Origin of the sequence: Nonomuraea sp. AD125B (genome assembly GCF_041402765.1) — a bacterium.
In the GTDB taxonomy this organism is placed as follows: Bacteria; Actinomycetota; Actinomycetes; order Streptosporangiales; family Streptosporangiaceae; genus Nonomuraea; species Nonomuraea bangladeshensis.
Genome location: NZ_JBGLOU010000025.1, coordinates 80,867 through 102,766, shown reverse-complemented (window position 1 = coordinate 102,766; position 21,900 = coordinate 80,867). Strand labels below are relative to the sequence as shown.

Here is a 21,900-nt window from a genome sequence, read left to right as displayed (position 1 = left end):
GTCGCTCAAAGGGCCTTCGGCCGGCTGTCGGAGGTCAGAAGTCGAATTCGCCGCCTTTGACGCCCGAGACGAAGGCTCGGAAGACGCTGCCCCGTACGACCCAAGGGGTCAGCTCCGGTCGCTCGGTGTCCCGGATACCGATGCGGTCGCCGCTCAGTGAGGCAACTTCGATGCAGTCGCCGCCATCCGCACCGCTGAAGGAGGCTTTCCGCCATTGTGCGTTCCGGAGTTCCACGGCCAGTTCGTCATCGATTCTCATGCATCACCATCTTCTCGCGTATCGCTTCGGCGGTCTCGTTGACAGGTCGGGCGTATGACCGGATGGCATCGAATCTGAGACTAACTCTGCGGACCCGGTCAGCGCGATCCGTCATCTCGCCGTCGGCGGCGGTGTCGAGATATACCACGTCCGGGCCGTTGGGCTGCTGGGCGATCACAAATCCGCCCAGAAAACCGATCGTTGGTACGGCCTCCATCGGGACGACTTGCAGGGTGATGCAGGGATGCGTCAGGAGCGTCAGAAGATGCTCAAGTTGTCCATGCATCACCTCTGCGCCGCCGATGGGGCGAGCGAGAACACTCTCGTCGATCACTGCCGCATACAAAGGAGGCTCAGGACGTTCGAACACCAACTGCCTGGCGAGCCGGCCCTCGACGATCTCCTCTACTCGCTGTTCGGTTATGCCCGGTTGCCCGCGCAGGATCGCGCGCGCGTAGTTTCCGGTTTGCAGGAGCCCTGGCACCACGAGTGGTTGCCATGTCCGCAGATTGTGGGCGTTCGCTTCGATTTTGGGCCACTGACGAAACCAGTTCGGTCCCGTTTTGAGCACCAGGGGGAGGAGGCGGAGCAGATCGCCTTGCAGGCCGAGAAGTGCTTCCACCTGCTCGGTGAAGTCCCACTGCGGTGTGCGTTTGGCGTTCTCGATCTGGCTGACGAGACTCTTGCTGACGTGCGCGTAGTCCGCGATCGCCTCCTGGGTTACTCCCTTTTCCTCCCTCAGCCTCCTCAATTCGGCGCCGAAAAGGGCGAGAGGACTCGCTCCTGGGTCCAGTTGGCTGACGCCCATAGGCGCATCACCGGTCCGTTCACAAGTACACACACATCAGTGAACTCGATGTGTGCAGCAAGTGTGTTACTAGCCGACTACTAAAAGTAGCTCTTGTGGGCCAACCTGTGGAGAGTCCTTCGATGAGAAGTTGCTCGGCCGGGGTTCACAGCGCGATGAACGCTGGTGACTTGAGCGCAAGGTTCATGAGAGGTGGTGAGATGAATGTCGACGAATGTCGTTTTTCTGGCTTTTCCGGATGTGTACAGATGAAAATTCGTGACACTGACCCGCGCTGCCGAATCGTCGCGGCGTGCTCGGGAAACGGTGGCCCAATGGTTGACGGACGGCCCTCAGGAGGTCCGGGACGATGCCGCGCTGGTGGTCTCGGAACTGGTGACGAACGCGGTCCGGCACGTCCCCGGTGGCGTTCGTCGTGACTGGGTGGACGTGCAGCTCGGTTTCGGGCGGGGCTTTGTGCGACTGGAAGTCACAGACCCCGGTGTCGACACGTCGGCGCCCTGCGTCGGCGAAGAAGATCTCATGGCGCAGTCGGGACGGGGTCTTCGTCTCGTGGCGTCTGGCGTGCGCCGGAGCGGGCGATCTCTGATGTACGGCTGGAAGCCGTACATCTCGCATGGCCGGTTGCGGGTGGTCGAGGCGTCGAGTTGTGAGACGTACGTCCTGTGTTACGAGGAGGGCACCTTCTTCGTCAGACGGCGGACCACTGGCCAGGAGAGTTATGAGGAGGCCGCCAGAGGAACCTTCGCCCTGGCATCCGCGGCCTGGATATCCTTGACCGCCACCTACTGTCCCTCATGCCGATGAGCGTGTCACGCAAGTTCCAGGGCGACCCTGCCCTAGGCGGATGCGCCGCCCATCGTCCCAGGCGGGCAGACGTCTCTCGTAGGGGGCCGACGGGTCGAACATCAAGGTCACGCCCATCTGTCGCAGCACGTGGAGACTGTTCTGGAAGGCGAGGTGCCTGGCGAGGGCGGGTTTGAGCATGGGGACGGCGACGATTGGCACGCCGTAGCCGGTCAGCTCGCACAGCAGGCCGGTCGCGAAGTTGTCCGTGATCCCCAATGCCCACTTGTTGATCGTGTTGAAGGTCATCGGCGCCGCTATGACCGCGTCGGCTTTGGACAGTTCGTTGCCCTCTCCCGGCATCCGGAACTCGCTGCGTACCGGCTCTCCCGTCTGCTGCTCAAGGCGTGCCCGATCGAGGAAGCGCAGGCCCAGGGGAGTGGAGACGACGAAGACCCGCCAGCGGGCGGCCTGTGCCCCCGCCACGAGGTCGGTGACCGGGCCGGCGTGAGATGGGGCAGCGCTGGTGACGACGTACAACACGCGCACGCCCGCCAGCCTAGAAGGGCTTCGCCGCTCGGGCCCGGTGAGTGAGCATCTGCTCATGCTCCTGGGAAGAGCATGCCCGCCGCCTCGCCACTGCGGTCGCTCCGCATGGTTCGCAGTGGCGTGAGGGGGTCGCGCGTACGCGGCTGCACCCGTTCGTGCCTCGCTGGTGGGCGAGCACGCCGGAGGGGTGGAGGTTGCGGGTCGGCGACGACGGTCGAGTGCCGCAGAGGCACAGAGGCGTTACGGATAGCGATGTTCAATCGGGTGTCTGAGGGGTATCCTTTTTATGCCGCCCCCTGTGAGGGGGAGAGGAAGTGAGCCCGGGCTTACCGCCGGAATTGACGGGAACCCGGGCTTTGCGCTGTCGGCGCTAATCGCAGCTGATGCGCTCGACCAGGTGATCTCCCGACAGGAGATCCTCCAGAGTCCGGTCGCCCGTCTCGGCTCTCGCGAAGATGCCCGCCACCACGTCGGGAAGCCAGAGGAGTTCTTCGACCAGTGGGCTGGTCCACTCGACATGGAGGTCCTGAGGCAGTGCTTCGCGGGCGCGTAGCGCGTTGACCATGTCGAGGCCCTCCTTGTTGCCTTCAGTGCTCCGCCGCTCCATGACGACGCGCGACACATCACGACATGCGAGATGCCAGAGCAGCCGTTCCAGGCACTTGCGCCGCGCTCGTCGCTGTTTCGCCGGCATGAGGCGGGTGCCGATGACAATGACCGTGTTCGGGCGGAGGGCCGCCACAGCGTGGGTGATCTCGAGACGGCGTTTCGGCCGTTCGTCGCGCCAATGCAGCCGGGGTTGCTTCCCCAGCAGCAGAGCGCGCAGCGCGGCTCGGTGCTGGTCCGCATACTCGCAGGGCACGATGACAGCGGCCAGTACATAGAGTCCATCGTGGATCCGCATGGACTCGTCCACGTATGCATGTGACTCCATGTACATGAGTGGAAACTTTACGGTGTCTCCGCAAGGGGAAGAGGAACTTTTGGTGGAGCGCATCGTCCGTCACATCAAGGCCTTGTAGAGCCGGAGGTCACCTTGGGGTGGCTGGACGGCGACCATCGGTGGCGAGGGCTGCCAGAATCGGGGGAGTGTCCCCTGATGCGCGGCTGCGCGCGACCTTCGACGTGGCGGCCGAGATCTACCAGGACGCCCGCCCCGACTACCCCCGCGAGCTCTACGCCGACCTGCTCATGATCACCGGGCTCAGGCCGCCCGCGCGGCTGCTCGAAGTGGGGTGCGGGCCGGGGAAGGCGACGGTGCCGCTGGCGCGGATGGGCTTCCCCGTCACGGCGGTCGAGCTCGGGCCCGCGCTGGCGCGGGAGGCACGGCGGCGGCTGGCCGGGTTCGCCGGGGTGTCGGTGGTGACGTCGGCCTTCGAGGAGTGGGAGCCGCCGGCGGGGGACCGGTTCGACCTGGTGTACGCGGCCACGGCGTGGAAGTGGGTGGATCCGGCGGTCAAGTACGACAAAGCCGCCCGGCTGCTCGCCACCGGCGGCCACCTGGCCGTGTGGAACGCCGACCACGCGCTGCCCGTCGGCTTCGACCCGTTCTTCGCCGAGATCCAGAAGGTGTACGAGGAGATCGGCGAGGGCCACCCCGGCCCGTGGCCGCCGCCGGAGGACGAAGTCGATCCCACCGCCGCCGAGTTCGCCGCCTCCGGGCGGTTCACGGTCGTGGCGGCGCGGCGCTACCTGTGGGCGCTGCGTTACACGGCCGACGCCTATCTCGCGCTGCTCGACACGTTCTCCGGTCATATCGCCATGGAGCCGGACAAGCGGGCGCACCTCTACGGGGAGGTCCGCCGCCTGCTCGCCGCCCGTCCGGACGGGCGGCTCACCCGCCATTGGTCGGCCGTCCTGACGGTCGGCCGCCGGTCCTGACCGGTTGCGGACGCGGCGGTGCTCGCCGGGCCCCGGGGCGTGGCAAGCTGGACCAGACGGCCGCAATGAGGAGATCGACGATGACTGACCCAGCCCTACGGCGCACCCCGCTGACCCCGGACGAGCGCGTCCGCGCCGAGGCGGGCTTCGTCCCGCTGGTGACCGAGCATCTGCGGGCGAGCGGCCGGTTCAGGATCACCGCCGACAGCCCGGAGATGGTCGATCTGTGGCAGACGGTCGCCCGCCAGGCGGGCGAGGCGCTGCGGCGGCCGGTGGTGAGCTACGCCAACGGCCGCGACATCGTGATCATGTTCGGTGGCGAGCCGTCGAACATGCCGGTGAGCGTGACCGCTCAGAACGAGCCGTGACCGCTCAGAACGAGCCGTAACCCGGCTTGCCCGCCGGCCTGTAGACGTTGAGCACGCAGCCGCTCTCGCCCCTCACCGATTCGACCAGCCGCAGCGCCGTCGGCACCCGGCCCGGCTCGAACAGCCGCTTCCCGCTGCCGAGGACGACCGGGAACGTGTACAGCCGCAGCTCGTCGATCAGCCCCCGGTCCAGCAGCGCCTGGGCGAGCAGGCCGCTGCCGTGGATCTGCAGCTCCCGGCCGGGCTGGGCGCGCAGCGCGGCGATGTCGTCCAGCGAGCGGACGATCGTCGTGTTGTGCCAGTCCGCGCTGCGCAGAGTGGTCGAGACGACGTACTTCGGCAGCGCGTTGAGCGGCCCGGCGATCGGGTTGTCCGGGTCGGTGACGGCCGGCCAGTAGCCGGCGAAGATGTCGTACGTCCGCCGGCCCAGCAGGAACGCGTCCGCCTCGCCGAACCAGCGGGTGATGTGCGACCCCATCTCCTCGTCGGCGTAGGGGAACTGCCAGCCGCCGTGCTCGAAGCCGCCGCTCCTGTCCTCCTCGGGGCCGCCGGGCCCCTGCATGACCCCGTCCATCGTCAGGAACGTCGCCAGGGTGATCTTCATGTCGTTCTCCCTTCGAGGTGTTCAAGAGAGAAGACCAGTGCGGACACGAAAACTCATCGCCCGCGCCGAGATCAGGCCGTCGGCACCGGCTCCCGGAGCGGCAGGCGCACCTCGAACCACGTCTCGCCGGGCACCGAGCGCACCTTGATCTCGCCGCCGTGCCGGCCGGCCACGATGCGGTAGGAGATGTCGAGGCCGAGCCCGGTGCCCTCGCCCACGCTCTTGGTCGTGAAGAACGGCTCGAAGATGCGGTCCAGGATCGCCTCGGGCACCCCGTGGCCGGTGTCGCCGATCTCGACGATCGCCTCGTCCTCGTCGTGCGCCGTGCGTACGGTCAGCGTGCCGACCTCGCCCATCGCGTCGAGGGCGTTGTGGATGAGGTTCGTCCACACCTGGTTGAGCTCACCCGCGTAGCAGGGGATGGGCGGCAGCGTGCGGTCGTAGTCGGTGACCACCGTGATGCCGGGCGGGATCTTGCCACGGAAGATGGCGAGCGTGCTGTCGAGCAGCTCGTGCACGTCCACGTTCTGGAACGGCGCCCGGTCCATCTGGGAGTACTGCTTCGCCGAGCGGATCAGCGTGGTGATGCGCTCGGTCGCCTCGCCCACCTCGCTCAGCATCTGCGAGATCTCGACCGCCTCGGCGAGCCAGCGGACCGCCGCCGGGGCGTGCTCCTCGCCCACCTTGCCGCGGATCTTCTCCAGGTCCTTGAGCGAGAACTCGGCCTGGACCAGCGCGGGAGCGAGATCCCAGGCGTCCTCCACACCCAGCTCGTCCAGCGCCTCGCCGAGCTCGTCCTCGGCGTCGGAGATCTCCAGCGGCGAACGCTGCGGCTGCTTGCCCAGCTTGCTCGTGCACGCCTCCTGCGCCTCGATGAGCGCCCTCAGCTTCTCCGGCGGGATGCCGTCCTCGGCGAGCTGGGCGAGCTGCAGCCGGGAGTTCTTGATGAGCTGGCGCAGCTCGCCGACGGCGCGTACGGCCGCCGCTGCCGGGTTGTTCAGCTCGTGGGTGAGGCCCGCGGTGATGGTGCCGAGCGCGGTCAGCCGCTGCCGCCGGTCGATGATTTCGCGCTGCATGCGCCCGCCCGACAGCATGCCGTCGAGCAGGTGCATCGCCATCGGGAACCATTCAGCCACGATGTAGGCGAACTTCTTGGCGGGCAGGATGAACATCCGCGACGGGGCGGTGGCGCGCAGCGTGTGCTGGTAGGTCTGGGGGGCGCGGTCGCCGAGGTAGGCGCTGGTGGCGCCGCCGTACACGCCGGGCTGGGAGACGCGCGGCATGGCGACGGTGCCGGCGCTGACCGTCTCGCTGATCATCTGGATCTCGCCCTCGATCAGCACGGCGAAGCAGTCGGCCGGCTCGCCCTGCCGGACGATGTCCTCGTCCGCCGCGAACGTGGCCATCCGGCCGCTGGCGGCGAGCTTGGCGAGCTGGGCGTCGGTCAGCCGCTCGAACAGGAAGAGCTTGCGCAGCTCGTCGATGTCGACGCGGGTGTCTGTCTCGGTCATTGCTTCTCCAGGTAGCGGTGCACGAGCGCGACGGCCATCGCGCCCTCCCCGACGGCGGAGGCCACCCTCTTGATCGACTCGGCGCGTACGTCGCCCGCCGCGAACACCCCGGGCACGTTCGTCTCCAGGTAGTAGGGCTCGCGCCGCAGCGGCCAGTTGCGCGGCCGCCGGCCGCCCTGGACCAGGTCGGGCCCGGTCAGCACGAACCCGCGCGGGTCGCGCTCGACCGTGTCGCCCAGCCACGAGGTGAACGGCTCCGCGCCGATGAACACGAACAGCCACTGGGCGTCGACCGTGCGCTGCTCGCCCCTGGTCGACAGCGTCAGCCGCTCCAGGTGCCCGTCGCCGCCGCCGCCGGCGACCTCCGTCTCCAGGTGCACCTCGATGTTGGGGATCGCGGCGATCTGCTCGATGAGGTAGTGGGACATGGACTTCTCCAAACCATCACCCCTCACCAACAAATGAACTTTGCTCGCGAATCCCGCCAGGTAGACGGCCGCCTGCCCGGCCGAGTTGGCCGCGCCCACGATGTGCACCTCGGCGTCGGAACAGGCGGGCGCCTCGGTGAGCGCCGCGCCGTAGAAGACGCCCCGGCCGACGAACTCGTCCAGGCCCGGCGCGTCCAGCCGCCGGTAGGTGACACCGGTGGCCAGGATGACCGCGTGCGCGGCGATCTCGCCGCCGTCCTTGAAGCCGACCACCCGGGCCTGGCCGCGCGGCTCCAGCAGGGTCACCTTGCGCGCGGTCAGCAGCTCGGCCCCGAACTTCAGCGCCTGCCGCCGCGCCCGGTCGGCGAGCTGCTGGCCGGAGACGCCGTCGGGGAAGCCCAGGTAGTTCTCGATCCTGGAGCTCTGGCCCGCCTGGCCGCCCGAGGAGTGCGACTCGACGAGCACGGTGTTGAGCCCTTCCGAGGCGCCGTAGACGGCCGCGCCCAGCCCGGCGGGGCCGCCGCCGACCACGATCAGGTCGTAGAAGTCGGTGGCCGGGGTGGTGGACAGGCCGACGGTCGTGGCCAGCGTGGCCTGGTCGGGCGACTCCAGCGTGGTGCCGTCGGTGGTGACCACCAGCGGCAGGTGGCAGCCCTCGCCGGCCGCCTTCACGAGCTGCGCGCCCTCCGGGTCCTCGGCGAGCATCCACTGGTAGGGCACGTGGTTGCGGGCCAGGAAGTCACGCACCCGGTACGACTGCGCCGACCACCGGTCGCCCACCACCCGCAGCTCCGAGCGCTCGATCCGGTCGGTGCGCAGCCACGCGTCGAGCTGCCCGTCGATGACCGGGTAGAACTTCTCCTCCGGCGGGTCCCACGGCTTGAGCAGGTAGTGGTCGAGGTCCACGACGTTGATCGCCTGGATGGCCGCCTCGGTGTCGGCGTAGGCGGTCAGCAGCACCCGCCGCGCGTACGGGTACATGTCCATGGCGGCTTCAAGGAACTGCACGCCGTTCATCTGCGGCATGCGGTAGTCGGCCAGGATGGCCGCCACGTCGTCGCCGCGCAGCCGCATCTCCTTGACCGCCTCGATGCCGTCGCGCGCGGTCTCGGCACGGACGATGCGGTATTCCTGGCCGTAGCGGCGCCGCAGGTCGCGCGCCACGGCCCGCGAGACGCCCGGGTCGTCGTCCACCGTCACGATGACCGGCTTGTCCATGCCTATGCCTCTCCCCTTTGGTCCCTGGAACGGCCCCTATGGGAAGCATGTCATGCGCGGGCGGCCAGGCGGGAATTCGCTCAGGTCACCGCTTCTATGATGGGCGGATGGGCACCCGCGAGCGCATCGTCGACGCCGCCGAGCAGGTCGTTCGCGAGTTCGGCATCGTGGGCGCGACCACCAAGCGCATCGCGGCGGCGGCCGGCTGCTCCGAGGCGCTGCTCTACAAGCACTTCCCCGGCAAGGAGTCGCTGCTGCTCGCGGTGCTGCTGGAGCGGCTGCCCGCGCTCGGCCCCGCGCTCACCCGGCTGCGGCTCGCGGCCGGCACCGGCGACGTGGCCGACCATCTCACCGCGTTCACGCTGGCCGCGCTGGAGTTCTACACGCGGGCGGCGGGCATCGCCGTGGGAGTGCTGGCCGACCCCTCGCTCACGGAGGGCTTCCGCGCCATGCTCGCCAGGAGCGGGTCGGGCCCGCACGTGCCGATCCTGGCGCTCGCCGACGTGATCGCCGGCGAGCAGGACCGCGACCGGATCGACAGGAAGATCGACGCGGGCGCGGCGGCGTCCATGCTGATGGGCGCCTGCTTCCACCGGGCCAACCTGTCCTACTACGTCGACCCGCCGGAGGATGACGCCGCTTGGGCCGCCGCGATCGTCCGCACGCTGCTCAGGCGCTGACCCGGGCCCAGACGCTGACCCGTACTCAGGCGCTGACCCGGCCTCAGGCGATGACCCGGCTCTCGCCGCCGTCGACCAGCAGCGACACGCCGTTCACGAACGAGGCCCGCTCGCTGGCCAGGAACGCCACGACGTCCCCCACCTCCTCGGGCCGCCCGATCCGGCCGACCGGCACCGCCCTGCCGCGTTCGGCGAGGTTCTCCTCGCCGCCCGACGTCTCGCGCAGCCGGTCGGTGTCGATCGGGCCCGGCAGCACGTTGTTGACCAGCACGCCGTCACCGGCGACCTCGCGGGCGAGGGTGCGCACCACCCCGGCCACGGCCGAGCGGGTGGCGTTGGACAGGGCGAGGCCGTCCAGCGCCTCGCGCACCGACCGGCTGGTGATCGTCACGATCCGGCCCCAGCCGCGCGAGCGCATCTCCGGCAGCACGGCGTGGATCAGGCGTACGGTGCCGAGCAGGTTGCGCTGGACGGCGACGTCCCAGTCGGCGAGGCTCGCGTCGGTGAAGCGGCCGGGCGGCGGGCCGCCCGCGTTGGCGACCAGGATGTCCACCGGGCCGAGCACGTCGCGAGTTTCCTCGACGACGCGCCGCGCGGCCGACGGGTCCTCCACGTCGGCCAGCACGGCGTGCACGACCTTGCCGAACTCCTGGAGTTCCACCACCGCGTCCGCGAGCCGTTCGGGGGTGCGGCCGACGACGCAGACGTCGCAGCCCTCGCGCGCGAGGCTCTTGGCCGTGGCGAGTCCGATGCCCGCGCTGCCTCCGGTGACCAGGGCGACCTTGCCCGAGATGCCGAGATCCATGGGCTGACTATAGATCGTCCTGATCGGCCGGGCGGACGCGGGCGAGTTTGTCCGGGTTGAGGACGCTGTACATGCCGTGGATCCGGCCGTCCCTGATCTCGATCATGGTGAGCTGCTCGGTCCCGGCGAACCGCGTCCAGAGGGCCGGCCCGCCGTTGACGTCCAGCAGGCGGGCGTCGCTGTACTCGTAGCGGCTGATCAGGCCGCCCAGGAAGGCCACCACCTTGCGCCGGCCGAGGATCGGGCGCAGCGCGGCGCGTACCTTGCCGCCGCCGTCGTTCCAGGCCACGACGTCCTCGTGGAACAGGTCCTTCAGCGCGTCGAGGTCGCCGCCGGTCGCCGCCGCGACGAACCTGCGCAGCAGCCGCGTGTGGTCCTCCGCCGAGGGCGTGAACCGGTCGCGGCCCTCGGCCAGCCGCACCGAGGCCCGGCGGTGGAGCTGGCGGGCGTTGGCCACCGAGACCTCGACGATCTCGGCGATCTGGTCGTAGGGCAGCTCGAACGCCTCCCGCAGCACGAACACCGCCCGCTCCGGCGGCGACAGCCGCTCCATCAGGTGCAGCGTCGCGAAGGAGACGGTGTCGCGCAGCTCGGCGGTGTCCAGGGGCCCCGCCTCGCCCGTGGCGACCGGCTCGGGCAGCCACGGCCCGGTGTACGCCTCCCGTTTCACCCGCGCCGAGCGGAGCTGGTCCAGCGCCAGCCGCGACACCACGGTCATCAGGAACGCCCGCGGCTCCCTGACCTGGTCCCGGTCGGCGCCCTGCCAGCGCAGCCAGGCCTCCTGCACCACGTCCTCGGCGTCCCACATGCTGCCGAGCAGGCGGTAGGCGAGCCCGAGCAGCGTCGGCCGGTGCTGCTCGAAATCCAAGTCGGCGTCCGTACGTGTCTCCACGGCTGGCATCATGCCGTCTCCCCCTGGAGGGCCGAATGCCGGGGCTGCCGGTTCCCGGGGTGGCCATGCCGCCACAACCGTGATGAGCTGGGAGAGTGGCAAGAAACCTGATCCTGTCGGGAGGCGTGTTCCACGACTTCGCCGCCACATCGGCCGCGTTGGCGGAGCTGCTGACCGAGGTGGGGATCGACTCCGAGATCACCGAGGACATCGCGGGCGCGCTCAGCGAGCCGCCGGAGGTCCAGCTCATCACGGTCAACGCACTGCGCTGGCGGATGGGCCAGGACCGCTTCGCCGACCTGCGCCCCCAGTGGCGCTTCGAGCTGCCGGCCGAGGCCCGCACCGCGATCCTCGACCATCTCGACCGGGGCGGCGGGCTGCTGTGCATGCACGCGGCGTCCATCTGCTTCGACGACTGGCAGGGCTGGCCGCGCGTGCTCGGCGGCCACTGGACCTGGCCCAAGTCGCACCATCCGCCGCTCGGCTGGACGAGCGTGCGCGTCCACGGCGCGCACCCGGTGGTGGCGGGCCTGCGCGACTTCGACGTGGTGGACGAGGTCTACAGCGACCTCGACATCCTGCCCGACGTCGAGCCGCTGGCCTCGGCGAACGGCCAGCCGCTGGTGTGGGCGCGGCCGGTGCGGCGCGGCCGGGTGTTCTACGACGCGCTCGGCCACGACACCCGCTCCTACGACAACGAGGTGCACAGGACGATGCTCAAACGGGCCGCGCTCTGGCTGCTCAAGCGGCCGGTCACGGTGTCGGAGTAGCCGCCCAGCCGCGCCAGCGGGTCACCTCGACCACGACGGCGGGCCCGGCGGGGCGGCGGTCGCGGTACTGCGGATATTTCGCCGTCAGCGCGTCCAGCGCCGCCTCGCGCTCCGGGCCGGCCGCGACGACCCTGGCGAGGCCGTCGGCGCGGACCCACCACAGCAGCGACCAGTCCTCGTCGTAGTGGTCGGCCAGCAGGGTGACGCGCGGCTCGGCGCGGATGTCGGCCAGCCGGCGCAGGTTGGTGGTCGTCTTCGGCTTGTGGTCGACGGCGCTCACCACGCGCTCCCCGGCCACGGCGAACACGACGGGCACCAGGCGCGGCCCGCCGTCGCCGCGCACCGTGGCCAGCCGCGCCACCCGCGCCGCGGCGAACCGGCGCCGCGCCTCCTCCTCGTCCACGCCCCCATTCTCCCGTCCGAGGCGGCCGGCGTCCGGAACCTACAAGACTGCACGTCGCGGCCCCGGGCACGATGGGCCCATGAACGTGAACCTCGACCTGATCCCCGGCTTTCTCGCGACCCACGCACGGCTGCTCGACCGCAGACGGTACGCGTCGCTCATGGGCGGCGGCGAGGCGGGCGTGCTGGCCGCGCTGGAGGGCTACCGCAACCCGGACGGCGGCTACGGGTGGGGGCTGGAGCCCGACCTGCGCTCGCCGGAGAGCCAGCCGGGCGCCGCGCTGCACGCCTTCGAGGTGTTCGAGGAGGTCGCGCCGCGCACGTCCCCGGCGGCCGTGGCGCTCTGCGACTACCTGGAGTCGGTGACGCTGCCGGACGGCGGGCTGCCGTTCGCGCTGCCGCTGACCGTGGCCGACGGCACCGCGCCCTGGTGGGCGGGCGCCGATCCGGGCGTGTCGGCCCTGCAGACCACCGCCGTGACGGCGGCGGCCGCGCACCGGGTGGCCACCCACGACCCGGCCGTGGCCGCCCACCCTTGGCTGCTGCGGGCCACCCGCTACTGCCTGGACGCGATCCAGGCGCTGGAGGAGCGGCCGCACGCGTACGTGCTGTCGTTCGCCGTCGGCTTCCTCGACGCCGTGCACGACACCGAGCCCCGCGCGGCCGACCTGCTGAAGCGGCTGGCCGGGCACATCCCGGCGGACGGCCGGGTGCCCGTGGAGGGCGGCACGGCGGACGAGGCGCTGCGGCCGCTCGACTTCGCGCCGTTCCCCGGGCGGCCGGTCCGCGAGCTGTTCGCGCCCGAGGTGATCGCCGCCGACCTCGTACGCCTGGCGGAGGGCCAGCAGGACGACGGCGGCTGGACGGTGGACTACGCGCGGATCTCGCCCGCCGGGTTCCTGGAGTGGCGGGGCGCGGCCACGGTGCGGGCGGTGCGGATCCTGCGGGTCAACGGCCTGCTCTAGAGGGTTACGTCAGCCGGCGGGCCGACTCAGACTCCTGGGCCATGCGGCGCAGCGCGTCGAACGCCTTGCCGTACAGCACCGAGCCCAGCACCAGCGCCTCCACGGCGGCGTCGCGCGGCCCGTCGAAGGCGATGGTGTCCATCTCGACCTCGGTGACCAGCTTGCGCGCGGCCTCGACGTAGGGCCGCAGGTCGACGCGCAGGCCGAGCTGGCGCATCCGGACCAGCGTCTGGGCCAGCTCGTCGCGGGTCGGGGCCTCCGGGTGGATGCGCCAGCCGAGGTCGTCGATGAGGGCGTCCACGTCGGCGCGGGCGGCGCGCCACTCCTCGCCGGGCTCCGGCTCGACCGTGGGGCCGAGGGCGTAGTGGGCGGTGCCGAGCATCTGGTGGATGGGCAGCGACTCGTCGTCCACGGCGTCGATGATCTTCTTGATCGAGGACACCGGCAGCTTGCCCACCTCCAGCAGCGCTCGGACGAGGCGGAGCCTGCGCAGGTGGGAGTCGTCGTACTCGGCGCGGGTCGCCGCCGTCTGCTCGCCCTGGTGCAGCAGCCCCTCGCGCAGGTAGTACTTGATCGTGGGGATGGCGACGCCGGAGCGGGAGCTGAGTTCGGAGATGCGCATCACAGGATGATAGCGCTATTGGATATTAGTGCTATCCAGTGCGGGCGACGTGCCGGGCGGCGCTGACCAGCTCGGGGACGTCCGCCTGCCGGTTCCACAGGAAGACCACCTCCAGCGGCGGCACGTCCTCCTTCACCGGCAGGAACGTCAGGGTGTCCGGCACCGGCGTCCCCTCGTGCACGCAGAGCGTATAGCCGGCGCCGCGCTCGATCATCGTGATCGCCAGGTCGTGGGTCGCGGCGGCCGGGCCGAGCCGCGGATGCAGCCGATTCCGGACGAAGCCCTCCAGGAACCGGCGTGCGCCCGCCACCGCGTCCGACTCGGGCATCACCAGCGGCTCGGCGGCGAGGTCCGCCAGCGACACCGCGTCCGCCCCGGCGAGCGGGTGGTCGCGGTGCATGAGCGCGCGCACGGGGAACCGGTGGACCAGCATCCTGGCCACGCCGCGCGGCAGCGAGCCGGGGGCGTACCCGAGGCCGGCCTGCAGGGTGCCGTCCACGATGGAGACGATCTGCTCGGCGGTGCTCATGGGGGCCACGCGCAGCCGCAGGCCGTGGAGCTGCGACAGCACGCGGGCGACCACGTCGGCCAGGCCGTCGGCGACGCCGAGGCGGGCGTCCCTGCCGCCGCTCCTGGCCGCCGCCACGGCCCGTTCGAAGGCGTCCACCGCGACCGTGGCCTGGGCGAGGAACGCCTCGCCCGCCTCGGTGAGCTGCACGCCGCTGGAGGAGCGGCTGAACAGCTCGACGCCGATCTCCTTCTCCAGCGCCCGGAGCTGCTCCGACAGCGTGGGCTGGGCGATGTGCAGCGCGGCGGCGGCGCGGCGCAGGCTGCCCGCGCGTGCGATGGCCATGGCGTACCGGACGTAGCGTAGATCCATCGCTCACCTCGGGGTGATCATGATGGGCTGTCGGAAGATCGCACCTCCGTATTACAAGACGGGACAGCTCCCGTGAAGACGCTCAGTCACCACGGGAGCGTGACCTGGCCGGGAGGCGGGCGGTACGGGCTGGTGGCGGGCGGTGCGGGCGCGGCCGGGCGGCCAGGGGGAGCGGGCTTCGGGCGGGCCGAGGACGGGGTTGCGGCCGGCCGATAGGCGCTTGCCTAGCAAGCGCTTGGCCGGATAGCGTGGGCGGGTGGGAACGCAGGCGTTCGCCGGGCGGGCCGCCGTGGCCGGGATCGGGATGACGGCGCTGACCCGGCGCTCCGGGCGCGCCGAGCTGGAGCTCGCCGTCGAGGCGTGCCGCGCCGCCTGCGCCGACGCCGGCCTGCGGCCCGGCGACGTGGACGCGATGCTCAGCTACCACCTCGGCGACTCCGCGCCCGTCGTCCAGATCGCCCGCGCCCTCGGCGTCGAACGGCTCGGCTGGCACAACGACATCGCCGGCGGCGGCACGCAGGCGGCCTCGATCCTGGGCGACGCGGCCATGCTGATCCACGCCGGGCTGGCCAGGCACGTGCTCGTCTACCGCGCGCTCAACGGCCGGTCCGGCCGGCGCATGAACACCGTCTCCACCGGCCCTCAAGAGCGGCTCACGTACGGGCTCGCCGGGCCGATCCCGCTGTTCGCCCTGGCCGCCACCCGCTACCTGCACGACAGCGGCCTGACCGAGGAGCACCTGCACGCCGTCGTCGCCCAGTCCAGGGAGAACGCCAGGGACAACCCCCGGGCGCTGCGCCGGGAGCCGCTGGATCTCGCGGGGTACCTCGCCCGCCCGTACGTCGCCACGCCGCTGCGCACCGTGGACTGCTGCCAGGAGACCGACGGGGCCTGCGCGCTGCTGGTGAGCGGCGAGCTGGACGGGCCGCGGGTGCGGGCGGTCGTGCGCGGGGGCGGGCCGGGCTGCTCGTCCATGGACCGGGCGGCCGACGTGAGCGCGATCTTCTCGGCGTACGTGGCCCCCATGCTCTGGGACGCCTCCGGCCTGCGGCCCGCGGACGTGGACGTGATGCTGCCGTACGACGCGTACTCGTGGCTGGTGCCCAGGCAGCTGGAGGACTTCGGGCTGGTCGCCCGTGAGGAGCTGGGGGAGTACCTGCTGGAGCGCCGCCACGCCTGGGTCAACCCGCACGGCGGCCTGCTGTCCGAGGGGTACGTGCACGGGCTCAACAACGTGGCCCAGGCCGTCAGGGAGCTGCGGGCGGGCCGGCACGAGGTGGCCCTGGTGACCGGCTTCGGCGGCAGCTACGGCAGCGCCGCCCTCCTCACCGCGTGAGGTCGCCGCCCGGAGTGACATGTCAAAAATTATCGCCCGAACACCTTGACGGCACCAGATGCTGTGCATAATTTTCACGGCGTGGAACTTCTCACCCGCATCCAGGCCGAGCGCCCCGATCTGCCCGACGCCCTCCGCAAGGTGGCCGAGACCATCCTCGCCGCCCCCGCCGAGGCCGCCCGGCTGACGATCGTCGACCTCGCCGAGCGGAGCGGGACCTCCACGGCGACCATCACCCGCTTCTGCCGCGCGCTCGGCTTCGCCGGTTACGCCGAACTGCGCGTCGCCGTCGCCACCGAGACCGGCCGGCAGGCGCGGCAGACCTGGCAGACCGACATCGGCCAGGAGATCCTCCCCGACGACAGCCTCGACAAGGTGCTCGGCGTGGTGTCCGGCAACGACATCCGCCTGATCCAGGAGACCGCCGGCCAGCTCGACCTCGCCGTGGTGGAGAAGGTGGCGCAGGCCGTGGCGCGGGCGGGGCGGGTGCTGCTGTTCGGGGTGTCGAGCAGCGCGGCCGTGGCCAGCGAGATGGAGTACCGGCTGCAGCGCATGCGGGTGCCGACCTGGAGCAGGTCCGACGCCCACAGCGCGCTGACCGACGCCGCGCTGCTCGGCCAGGGCGACGTGGCGATCGGCATCTCGCACAGCGGGCGCACCCGCGAGGTCATCGAGGTGCTGGCCGAGGCGGGCAGCCACGGCGCGATCACCGTGGCGGTCACCTCGCAGCCGCGCTCGCCGCTCGCGGAGGTGGCCGAGCTGGTGCTGACCACGGCCAGCCGGGCGACGAGCTTCAGGTCGGAGGGGTTCGCCGCGATCCACTCGCAGCTCCTCGTGCTCGACGTCGTGTACGTGTCGGTCGCGCAGCGCACGTACGAGCGCACCAAGCAGGCCTTCGACGTCACCGTCCGCGCTGTCGCCGGACACCGCCTACCGGAAGGGGATTCATGACGATAGATCCGGAACAATACGCCGCGCAGGTCGCCGCCCTCGTCCACGAGCTTCCCGCCGACCCCGAGCTCGACCGCGCCGCCGACCTCTTCACCAAGGCGCTGACCGCGGGCGGCGTCATCCAGGCGTTCGGCTCGGGACACTCCGAGGCCGTCGCCATGGAGATCGCCGGCCGGGCCGGCGGCCTCGTCCCCACCAACCGGCTCGCGCTCAGGGACATCGTCCTCCACGGCGACGCCCCCCGCGCCGAGCTGGACCGCTACGACCTCGAACGCGACCCCGCCGTCGCCCGCACGATCCTCGACCTCGCTCCCGTGCAGCCGCACGACCTGTTCGTCCTCATCTCCAACTCGGGCGTCAACGGCGTGGTGGTCGAGCTCGCCACGCTGGTCAAGGAGCGCGGCCACGACCTGGTCGCGATCACCTCGCGCGCCCACACCGAAGCCGTCCCGTCCCGGCACCCCTCGGGCCGGCGGCTCGCCGACCTCGCCGACGTCGTCCTCGACAACCGTGCCCCGTACGGCGACGCCGTGCTCCCCCTTCCCGGCGGCGGCGCCGTCGGGGCCGTCTCCACCATCACCTCGGCGCTGCTGGCCCAGCTCGTCGTGACCCGCACCGTGCGCAACCTGCTCGACGCGGGCGAGACCCCGCCGGTGTACCTCTCCGCGAACGTCCCGGAGGGCGACGCCCACAACCTCACGCTCGAAGCGCGCTACGCCGGCCGCATCCGACGCGGCGCCTGATCACCAGCCTGGTCGACCCAGCCTGATCACCCTGCTCCTCCTGGCCTCGCCACGGGGCCAGTCCGGCATGCAAGGAGACACCCCCCAATGTCCAGAAAAGTCGCCCAAATCGCTCTCTCCTTAGCCCTCCCGCTCGTCCTCCTCGTCGGCGCCCTCGTCACCCCGGCCGGCGCCGCCCAGGCCGTACGCCTCCAGTACCGCACCAGCGCCCCCGGCGCGACCACGGCCCAGGCCGAGCCCTGGTTCAAGCTCTTCAACGACGGCACCACCACCATCCCGCTCAACCAGGTCGTCATCCGCTACTACCTGACGGGCACCGAGACCTACCGCTTCGCCTGCTCCTGGGCCGTGGTGGGCTGTTCGACGGTGACCGGCAGGTTCGTCCGCCAGTCGGGCGCGGACCAGTATCTGGAGGTCGGCTTCACCTCGGGCGCCCTCGCCCCCGGCGCCGACACCGGCGACCTGCAACTGCGCTTCTACCGCGCCGACTGGCAGTCGTTCACGCAGAGCGACGACTACTCCTACGGTCCCGGCACCGCGTACGCGAACTGGGACAAGGTGACCGTCCACGTCAACGGCGCACTCGCCTGGGGCAAGCCCCACGGCACCGAGCCGACACCCACCATCACGCCGACCGGCCCCGGCTCGACAGGGGTGCTGTTCGACGACTTCACCTACTCGGGCCCGTCCGACCCGCTGCTCGCCCAGCGCGGCTGGACCGTACGCTCCAGCTCCGGCGGCCCCGGCGTGCCCGGCGCGACCTGGTCGCCGTCGGCCGTCTCGTTCCCCGGCGGCCTGCTGACCCTCGACTCCACCACGAACGGCACCGCCTCCGGCACCGTGCAGGCCGAGCTGTCCACCGCGAACCGCAAGTTCTTCGAGGGCACCTACGGCGCCCGCGTCCGCTTCACCGACGCGCCCACCAGCGGCCCCGACGGCGAGCACGTCGTGCAGACGTTCTTCACCATCACCCCGCTCCGCTTCAACCTGGACCCCGACTACGGCGAGCTGGACTTCGAGTACCTCCCCAACGGCGGCTGGGGCGAGCCGTCGAACATCCTCTACACCACGAGCTGGGAGACCTACCAGGGCGAGCCCTGGCAGGCCGTGAACACCCACACCGAGGAGCGGGCGAGCTTCGCGGGCTGGCACGACCTGGTCATCCAGGTCTCCGGCGGCCGGATCCGCTACTACGTGGACGGCCGGCTGTTCGCCGACCACGGGGACATCTACTACCCCGAGACCCCGATGTGGATCATGTTCAACCAGTGGTTCATCGATCTCCAGGCGGCCACCGGCACGCGTACGTACCGCCAGCAGGTCGACTGGCTCTACTACAGCAAGAACGAGGTCGTCCCGCCCGCCGACGTGGTGAGCAGGGTCGGCGCCCTGCGCGCCGCCGGCACCGCCTTCCGCGACACCGTTCCCAACTCCTAAGAGGAAGCGCCATGAACAACCGCATCCTGGCGCTGGCGGCCGTGTTCGCGCTGACCGCCTGCGGAGCCACGGAGCAGCCCCGGAACGACGCGGGCCCGGTCAAGCTGACCGTCTGGATCATGGACGGCAGCGTCACGCAGGACCTGCTGAAGTCGTTCGAGACCGAGTACGAGGCCGCACACCAGGGCATCGACCTCGACCTGCAGATCCAGGCGTGGGACGGCATCGGCGAGCGCGTCACCGCCGCCCTGGCCAGCACCGACGCCCCCGACGTGATCGAGGTCGGCAACACCCAGGTCGCCCAGTACTCCGCCAGCGGCGGCGTCACCGACCTGACCGCCAAGATCGCCGAGCTGAAGGGCGAGGACTGGCTGCCCGGCCTGGCCCAGCCGGGCAACGTCGACGGCCACCAGTACGGCATCCCGTGGTACGCCGCCAACCGCGTCGTCGTCTACAACAAGGACCTCTGGGCCAAGGCCGGCGTCAAGGAGCCGCCGAAGACCCGCGACGAGTGGCTGGAGGTCACCGCCAAGCTCGACCGGGGCGGCGACCAGGGCATCTACCTGACCGGCCAGACCTGGTACGCCCTGGCCGGCTTCGTCTGGGACGAGGGCGGCGACCTGGCCGTCCAGGAGGGCGGCAAGTGGAAGGGCGCCCTCGACACCCCGCAGGCCCTCGCCGGCATGGACTTCTACCGGCGGCTCCAGGCGCTCGGCAAGGGCCCGAAGGACGCCGACGAGGCCAACCCGCCGCAGCACGAGGTGTTCGCGCAGGGCAAGGTCGCCCAGATCATCGCCGTGCCCGGCATCGCGGCCCGCGTGCTGGAGGTCGAGCCGAAACTGGCCGGCAAGATGGGCTTCTTCCCCATCCCCGGCAAGACGGCCGACAAGCCGGGCACGGTCTTCACGGGCGGCTCCGACCTCATCGTCCCGGCCGCGTCCAAGCGGCAGGAGGAGGCGTACGAGCTGGTCAAGGCCCTGGCCGGGGAGAAGTTCCAGACCGAGCTGGCCAAGGCGATGAGCTTCGTGCCGAACCGCACCTCGCTGGCCGGCGTCCTCGCCGGCGACGAGGGCACGGCGGCCATGGCCGCGGCGGCCGCGGGCGGCCGCGCCACCCCCAACACCCCCAACTGGGCCGCCGTCGAGGCCACCTCGGTGATCAAGCAGTACATGACCGCCGTGCTCACCGGCGCCGACCCCGCGACGGAGGCGAAGAAGGTCTCGGCGGCCATCACCACGACCCTGAACAGCGGATCCTGATGCGGGAGCGCACTTCCTCGCTCTGGCCCTACCTGCTCATCGCGCCCGCGGTGGCAGGCGGGGCCTTCCTGCTGCTGTATCCGCTGCTCAAGGCGGCGGTGATCTCGTTCCAGCACTTCCGGATGGGCGAGCTGATCCGGGGCGGCGCGACCCTCGCGGGCCTGGACAACTACGCCGAGCTGCTGGCCGGCGAGGAGTTCTGGCGGGTGCTGTGGCGCACCGTGGCCTGGACGGCGATCAACGTCGTGCTCATCGTGACGCTGTCCACGGGCGTGGCCCTCATGCTGGTACGGCTGGGCCGCGGCCTGCGCCTCGCCCTGATGAGCGCGCTCGCCCTCGCCTGGGCCACGCCGATCATCGCGGCCACGACCGTGTTCCAGTGGCTGTTCCAGTCGGAGCTGGGCGTGGTCAACTGGCTGCTGGTCACGCTCGGGTTCGACTCCTTCCGCGGCTACACCTGGTTCGCCGACGGCACGGCCACGTTCGCGGTGCTGGTGATCCTCGTGGTGTGGCAGTCGGTGCCGTTCGCCGCGCTCACCCTCTACGCCGGGCTCACCACGATCCCGTCCGAGCTGTACGAGTCGGCGCGGATCGACGGCGGCAGCGGCCCGCAGATCTTCATGAAGGTCACCCTGCCGATGCTCAGGCAGCTCTTCGCGCTGGTCGCCTCGCTGGAGGTGATCTGGGTGGCCAAGTGCTTCCCGCAGATCTGGGTGCTCAGCCAGGGCGGCCCGGACGGCGCCACCACGACCCTGCCGGTGTACGCGTTCAAGGTCGCCCGCGTGCTGCACCGCTACGACCTCGGCTCGGCGGTCGCCATGCTCACGGTGGTGCTGCTCGCCGTGGCCCTGGTCAGCAACCTGCGAAGGATGGTGCGCCAATGAGGCGGCTCCTGCTCAACATAGCGGCGCTGGCGGTGCTCGCCACGACGATCTTCCCGGTCTACTGGATGTTCCTGACCGCGTTCAAGCCGACCAGGGACATCCAGTCGGCCACCCCCACGTTCTGGCCGGCGCACCCGACCCTGGAGCACTTCGTCACCGCGATCGAGGCGCCGGGCTTCTGGGTCTACTGGCGCAACAGCCTCGTGGTGACGGGGGCGGCGGTGCTGATCGCGCTGGTGGTGGCGTTGCTGGCGGCGTTCGCGGTGGCGCGGATGCGGTGGCGGGGGCGCTCGGCGTTCGTGGTCGCGGTGTTCGCCGCGCAGATGGCGCCGTGGGAGGCGCTGCTGGTGCCGGTGTTCATCATCGCCCGCGACAGCGAGCTGCTGGACTCGCTGGCCATGCTGACCGGCGTCTACTTCATGATCACGCTGCCGTTCACGATCGTGACGCTGCGCGGGTTCCTCGCCGCCATCCCGGCGGAGCTGGAGGAGGCGGCGCAGGTGGACGGCTGCTCGCGGCTGGTGGCCTTCCGCCGGGTGATCTTCCCGCTGCTCGCGCCGGGGCTGATGGCGACCTCGCTGTTCGGCTTCATCACGGCCTGGAACGAGTTCGCCTTCGTCAACGTGCTCATCATCAAGGACCAGGACAAGCGGACGCTGCCGGTGTGGCTGTCGTCCTTCCGCGACGTCTTCGGCACCGACTGGGGCGCCACGATGGCGGCGGCGAGCCTGTTCGCGCTGCCCGCGCTGCTGCTCTTCCTGTTCCTGCAGCGGCGGGTGGGCACCGGGATGACGGCGGGGGCGGTCAAGGGCTGAAATAGGGGCGAAATGCCGGTGCGGTCGGCGACATGTAGAGGGTGTCC

Annotated in this window: 25 protein-coding genes; 13 read left to right on the top strand and 12 right to left on the bottom strand. The window is 70.9% G+C overall.

The window, feature by feature from the left end:
- Positions 1-34: 34 nt before the first annotated feature.
- Both ACBR40_RS43445 and ACBR40_RS43440 read right to left on the bottom strand, forming a co-directional pair.
- Positions 35-259: a DUF397 domain-containing protein gene (locus ACBR40_RS43445; RefSeq protein WP_371252515.1), complete on the bottom strand. Its 225-nt coding sequence runs from the start codon at positions 257-259 to the stop codon at positions 35-37.
- Positions 246-1,067 (bottom strand): helix-turn-helix domain-containing protein, encoded by an 822-nt coding sequence (locus ACBR40_RS43440; protein WP_371252514.1) that lies wholly within the window; start codon positions 1,065-1,067, stop codon positions 246-248. The genes ACBR40_RS43445 and ACBR40_RS43440 overlap by 14 nt, the downstream gene beginning before the upstream one ends.
- A gap of 258 nt (positions 1,068-1,325) precedes the next feature.
- Between ACBR40_RS43440 and ACBR40_RS43435 the strand changes: the two genes are divergently transcribed.
- Positions 1,326-1,874, top strand: a complete 549-nt coding sequence (locus ACBR40_RS43435; protein WP_371252513.1) for an ATP-binding protein — start codon at positions 1,326-1,328, stop codon at positions 1,872-1,874.
- Here the strand turns inward: ACBR40_RS43435 and ACBR40_RS43430 are convergent.
- Entirely contained in the window at positions 1,863-2,402 is a 540-nt protein-coding gene (locus tag ACBR40_RS43430) for a flavoprotein (RefSeq protein WP_371252512.1), read from the bottom strand. The two genes, ACBR40_RS43435 and ACBR40_RS43430, sit on opposite strands and share 12 nt — an antisense overlap.
- A 370-nt stretch (positions 2,403-2,772) precedes the next feature.
- Entirely contained in the window at positions 2,773-3,318 is a 546-nt protein-coding gene (locus ACBR40_RS43425) for a hypothetical protein (protein ID WP_371252511.1), read from the bottom strand.
- A gap of 173 nt (positions 3,319-3,491) precedes the next feature.
- Between ACBR40_RS43425 and ACBR40_RS43420 the strand changes: the two genes are divergently transcribed.
- Positions 3,492-4,283 carry a trans-aconitate 2-methyltransferase gene (locus ACBR40_RS43420; protein WP_371252510.1) on the top strand — a complete coding sequence of 264 codons (792 nt, stop codon included), beginning with the start codon at positions 3,492-3,494 and terminating at the stop codon, positions 4,281-4,283.
- A gap of 80 nt (positions 4,284-4,363) precedes the next feature.
- Positions 4,364-4,651, top strand: a complete 288-nt coding sequence (locus ACBR40_RS43415; protein WP_329583460.1) for a hypothetical protein — start codon at positions 4,364-4,366, stop codon at positions 4,649-4,651.
- A gap of 4 nt (positions 4,652-4,655) precedes the next feature.
- Here ACBR40_RS43415 and ACBR40_RS43410 read toward each other — a convergent pair whose 3' ends face one another.
- The 3 genes from ACBR40_RS43410 to ACBR40_RS43400 all read right to left on the bottom strand — a co-directional run bounded on the left by ACBR40_RS43410 (position 4,656) and on the right by ACBR40_RS43400 (position 8,412).
- Complete coding sequence (locus ACBR40_RS43410) at positions 4,656-5,255, bottom strand: dihydrofolate reductase family protein (RefSeq protein ID WP_371252509.1); 600 nt, start codon at positions 5,253-5,255, stop codon at positions 4,656-4,658.
- A gap of 71 nt (positions 5,256-5,326) precedes the next feature.
- Complete coding sequence (locus ACBR40_RS43405) at positions 5,327-6,766, bottom strand: ATP-binding protein (protein WP_371252508.1); 1,440 nt, start codon at positions 6,764-6,766, stop codon at positions 5,327-5,329.
- Positions 6,763-8,412 (bottom strand): FAD-dependent oxidoreductase, encoded by a 1,650-nt coding sequence (locus ACBR40_RS43400; protein WP_344205167.1) that lies wholly within the window; start codon positions 8,410-8,412, stop codon positions 6,763-6,765. Before ACBR40_RS43400 ends, ACBR40_RS43405 begins: the two co-directional genes overlap by 4 nt.
- Positions 8,413-8,519: 107 nt before the next feature.
- Here ACBR40_RS43400 and ACBR40_RS43395 point away from each other — a divergent pair, with 107 nt between their 5' ends.
- A complete protein-coding gene (locus ACBR40_RS43395) occupies positions 8,520-9,092 on the top strand; it encodes a TetR/AcrR family transcriptional regulator (RefSeq protein ID WP_371252507.1) in 573 nt (190 codons plus the stop codon).
- A 43-nt stretch (positions 9,093-9,135) separates the two neighbouring features.
- On the opposite strand, the gene ACBR40_RS43390 is transcribed toward ACBR40_RS43395, so the two are convergent.
- Complete coding sequence (locus tag ACBR40_RS43390; protein ID WP_344205163.1) at positions 9,136-9,897, bottom strand: SDR family oxidoreductase; 762 nt, start codon at positions 9,895-9,897, stop codon at positions 9,136-9,138.
- 7 nt (positions 9,898-9,904) lie between these two features.
- On the bottom strand, positions 9,905-10,798 hold the full coding sequence (locus ACBR40_RS43385) for an RNA polymerase sigma-70 factor (protein ID WP_344205304.1): 894 nt from the start codon (positions 10,796-10,798) through the stop codon (positions 9,905-9,907).
- Positions 10,799-10,884: 86 nt separating this feature from the next.
- Here ACBR40_RS43385 and ACBR40_RS43380 point away from each other — a divergent pair, with 86 nt between their 5' ends.
- A complete protein-coding gene (locus tag ACBR40_RS43380) occupies positions 10,885-11,559 on the top strand; it encodes a ThuA domain-containing protein (RefSeq protein WP_344205161.1) in 675 nt (224 codons plus the stop codon).
- On the opposite strand, the gene ACBR40_RS43375 is transcribed toward ACBR40_RS43380, so the two are convergent.
- The gene (locus tag ACBR40_RS43375) at positions 11,543-11,962 is read right to left on the bottom strand and encodes a TIGR03668 family PPOX class F420-dependent oxidoreductase (RefSeq protein WP_371252506.1); all 420 of its coding nucleotides are present in this window, start codon (positions 11,960-11,962) and stop codon (positions 11,543-11,545) included. The two genes, ACBR40_RS43380 and ACBR40_RS43375, sit on opposite strands and share 17 nt — an antisense overlap.
- Before the next feature lie 79 nt (positions 11,963-12,041).
- On the opposite strand from ACBR40_RS43375, the gene ACBR40_RS43370 reads away from it, so the two are divergent.
- Positions 12,042-12,926, top strand: coding sequence for a hypothetical protein (locus ACBR40_RS43370; RefSeq protein ID WP_371252505.1), 885 nt, complete (start codon positions 12,042-12,044; stop codon positions 12,924-12,926).
- A gap of 4 nt (positions 12,927-12,930) precedes the next feature.
- Here the strand turns inward: ACBR40_RS43370 and ACBR40_RS43365 are convergent, their stop codons facing one another.
- Both ACBR40_RS43365 and ACBR40_RS43360 read right to left on the bottom strand, forming a co-directional pair.
- Positions 12,931-13,548 carry a MerR family transcriptional regulator gene (locus ACBR40_RS43365; protein WP_371252504.1) on the bottom strand — a complete coding sequence of 206 codons (618 nt, stop codon included), beginning with the start codon at positions 13,546-13,548 and terminating at the stop codon, positions 12,931-12,933.
- A gap of 31 nt (positions 13,549-13,579) precedes the next feature.
- Positions 13,580-14,428: a LysR family transcriptional regulator gene (locus tag ACBR40_RS43360; protein ID WP_371252503.1), complete on the bottom strand. Its 849-nt coding sequence runs from the start codon at positions 14,426-14,428 to the stop codon at positions 13,580-13,582.
- Positions 14,429-14,684: 256 nt separating this feature from the next.
- Here ACBR40_RS43360 and ACBR40_RS43355 point away from each other — a divergent pair, with 256 nt between their 5' ends.
- From ACBR40_RS43355 to ACBR40_RS43325, 7 genes are all read left to right on the top strand, one after another.
- On the top strand, positions 14,685-15,764 hold the full coding sequence (locus ACBR40_RS43355; RefSeq protein ID WP_371252502.1) for an acetyl-CoA acetyltransferase: 1,080 nt from the start codon (positions 14,685-14,687) through the stop codon (positions 15,762-15,764).
- A gap of 81 nt (positions 15,765-15,845) precedes the next feature.
- Positions 15,846-16,715, top strand: coding sequence for a MurR/RpiR family transcriptional regulator (locus tag ACBR40_RS43350; protein WP_344205154.1), 870 nt, complete (start codon positions 15,846-15,848; stop codon positions 16,713-16,715).
- A complete protein-coding gene (locus ACBR40_RS43345; protein WP_344205153.1) occupies positions 16,712-17,458 on the top strand; it encodes an SIS domain-containing protein in 747 nt (248 codons plus the stop codon). Before ACBR40_RS43350 ends, ACBR40_RS43345 begins: the two co-directional genes overlap by 4 nt.
- An 87-nt stretch (positions 17,459-17,545) precedes the next feature.
- Complete coding sequence (locus ACBR40_RS43340; protein WP_344205151.1) at positions 17,546-18,895, top strand: cellulose binding domain-containing protein; 1,350 nt, start codon at positions 17,546-17,548, stop codon at positions 18,893-18,895.
- Between the two features lie 11 nt (positions 18,896-18,906).
- Positions 18,907-20,154 (top strand): extracellular solute-binding protein, encoded by a 1,248-nt coding sequence (locus ACBR40_RS43335; RefSeq protein ID WP_344205150.1) that lies wholly within the window; start codon positions 18,907-18,909, stop codon positions 20,152-20,154.
- Positions 20,154-21,038, top strand: a complete 885-nt coding sequence (locus ACBR40_RS43330; protein WP_364450427.1) for a sugar ABC transporter permease — start codon at positions 20,154-20,156, stop codon at positions 21,036-21,038. The genes ACBR40_RS43335 and ACBR40_RS43330 overlap by 1 nt, the downstream gene beginning before the upstream one ends.
- Positions 21,035-21,853, top strand: a complete 819-nt coding sequence (locus ACBR40_RS43325) for a carbohydrate ABC transporter permease (RefSeq protein ID WP_344205147.1) — start codon at positions 21,035-21,037, stop codon at positions 21,851-21,853. The genes ACBR40_RS43330 and ACBR40_RS43325 overlap by 4 nt, the downstream gene beginning before the upstream one ends.
- Positions 21,854-21,900: the final 47 nt, after the last annotated feature.

Excerpts from the sequence above, each read along its gene's own strand:
- ACBR40_RS43370 (WP_371252505.1), top strand. The coding sequence starts at position 12,042 with ATGAACGTGAACCTCGACCTGATCCCCGGCTTTCTCGCGACCCACGCA.
- ACBR40_RS43390 (WP_344205163.1), bottom strand. The coding sequence starts at position 9,897 with ATGGATCTCGGCATCTCGGGCAAGGTCGCCCTGGTCACCGGAGGCAGC.
- ACBR40_RS43335 (WP_344205150.1), top strand. The coding sequence starts at position 18,907 with ATGAACAACCGCATCCTGGCGCTGGCGGCCGTGTTCGCGCTGACCGCC.
- ACBR40_RS43385 (WP_344205304.1), bottom strand. The coding sequence starts at position 10,798 with ATGCCAGCCGTGGAGACACGTACGGACGCCGACTTGGATTTCGAGCAG.
- ACBR40_RS43415 (WP_329583460.1), top strand. The coding sequence starts at position 4,364 with ATGACTGACCCAGCCCTACGGCGCACCCCGCTGACCCCGGACGAGCGC.
- ACBR40_RS43360 (WP_371252503.1), bottom strand. The coding sequence starts at position 14,428 with ATGGATCTACGCTACGTCCGGTACGCCATGGCCATCGCACGCGCGGGC.
- ACBR40_RS43345 (WP_344205153.1), top strand. The coding sequence starts at position 16,712 with ATGACGATAGATCCGGAACAATACGCCGCGCAGGTCGCCGCCCTCGTC.
- ACBR40_RS43410 (WP_371252509.1), bottom strand. The coding sequence starts at position 5,255 with ATGAAGATCACCCTGGCGACGTTCCTGACGATGGACGGGGTCATGCAG.
- ACBR40_RS43400 (WP_344205167.1), bottom strand. The coding sequence starts at position 8,412 with ATGGACAAGCCGGTCATCGTGACGGTGGACGACGACCCGGGCGTCTCG.
- ACBR40_RS43405 (WP_371252508.1), bottom strand. The coding sequence starts at position 6,766 with ATGACCGAGACAGACACCCGCGTCGACATCGACGAGCTGCGCAAGCTC.
- ACBR40_RS43365 (WP_371252504.1), bottom strand. The coding sequence starts at position 13,548 with ATGCGCATCTCCGAACTCAGCTCCCGCTCCGGCGTCGCCATCCCCACG.
- ACBR40_RS43440 (WP_371252514.1), bottom strand. The coding sequence starts at position 1,067 with ATGGGCGTCAGCCAACTGGACCCAGGAGCGAGTCCTCTCGCCCTTTTC.
- ACBR40_RS43330 (WP_364450427.1), top strand. The coding sequence starts at position 20,154 with ATGCGGGAGCGCACTTCCTCGCTCTGGCCCTACCTGCTCATCGCGCCC.
- ACBR40_RS43325 (WP_344205147.1), top strand. The coding sequence starts at position 21,035 with ATGAGGCGGCTCCTGCTCAACATAGCGGCGCTGGCGGTGCTCGCCACG.
- ACBR40_RS43445 (WP_371252515.1), bottom strand. The coding sequence starts at position 259 with ATGAGAATCGATGACGAACTGGCCGTGGAACTCCGGAACGCACAATGG.
- ACBR40_RS43395 (WP_371252507.1), top strand. The coding sequence starts at position 8,520 with ATGGGCACCCGCGAGCGCATCGTCGACGCCGCCGAGCAGGTCGTTCGC.
- ACBR40_RS43340 (WP_344205151.1), top strand. The coding sequence starts at position 17,546 with ATGTCCAGAAAAGTCGCCCAAATCGCTCTCTCCTTAGCCCTCCCGCTC.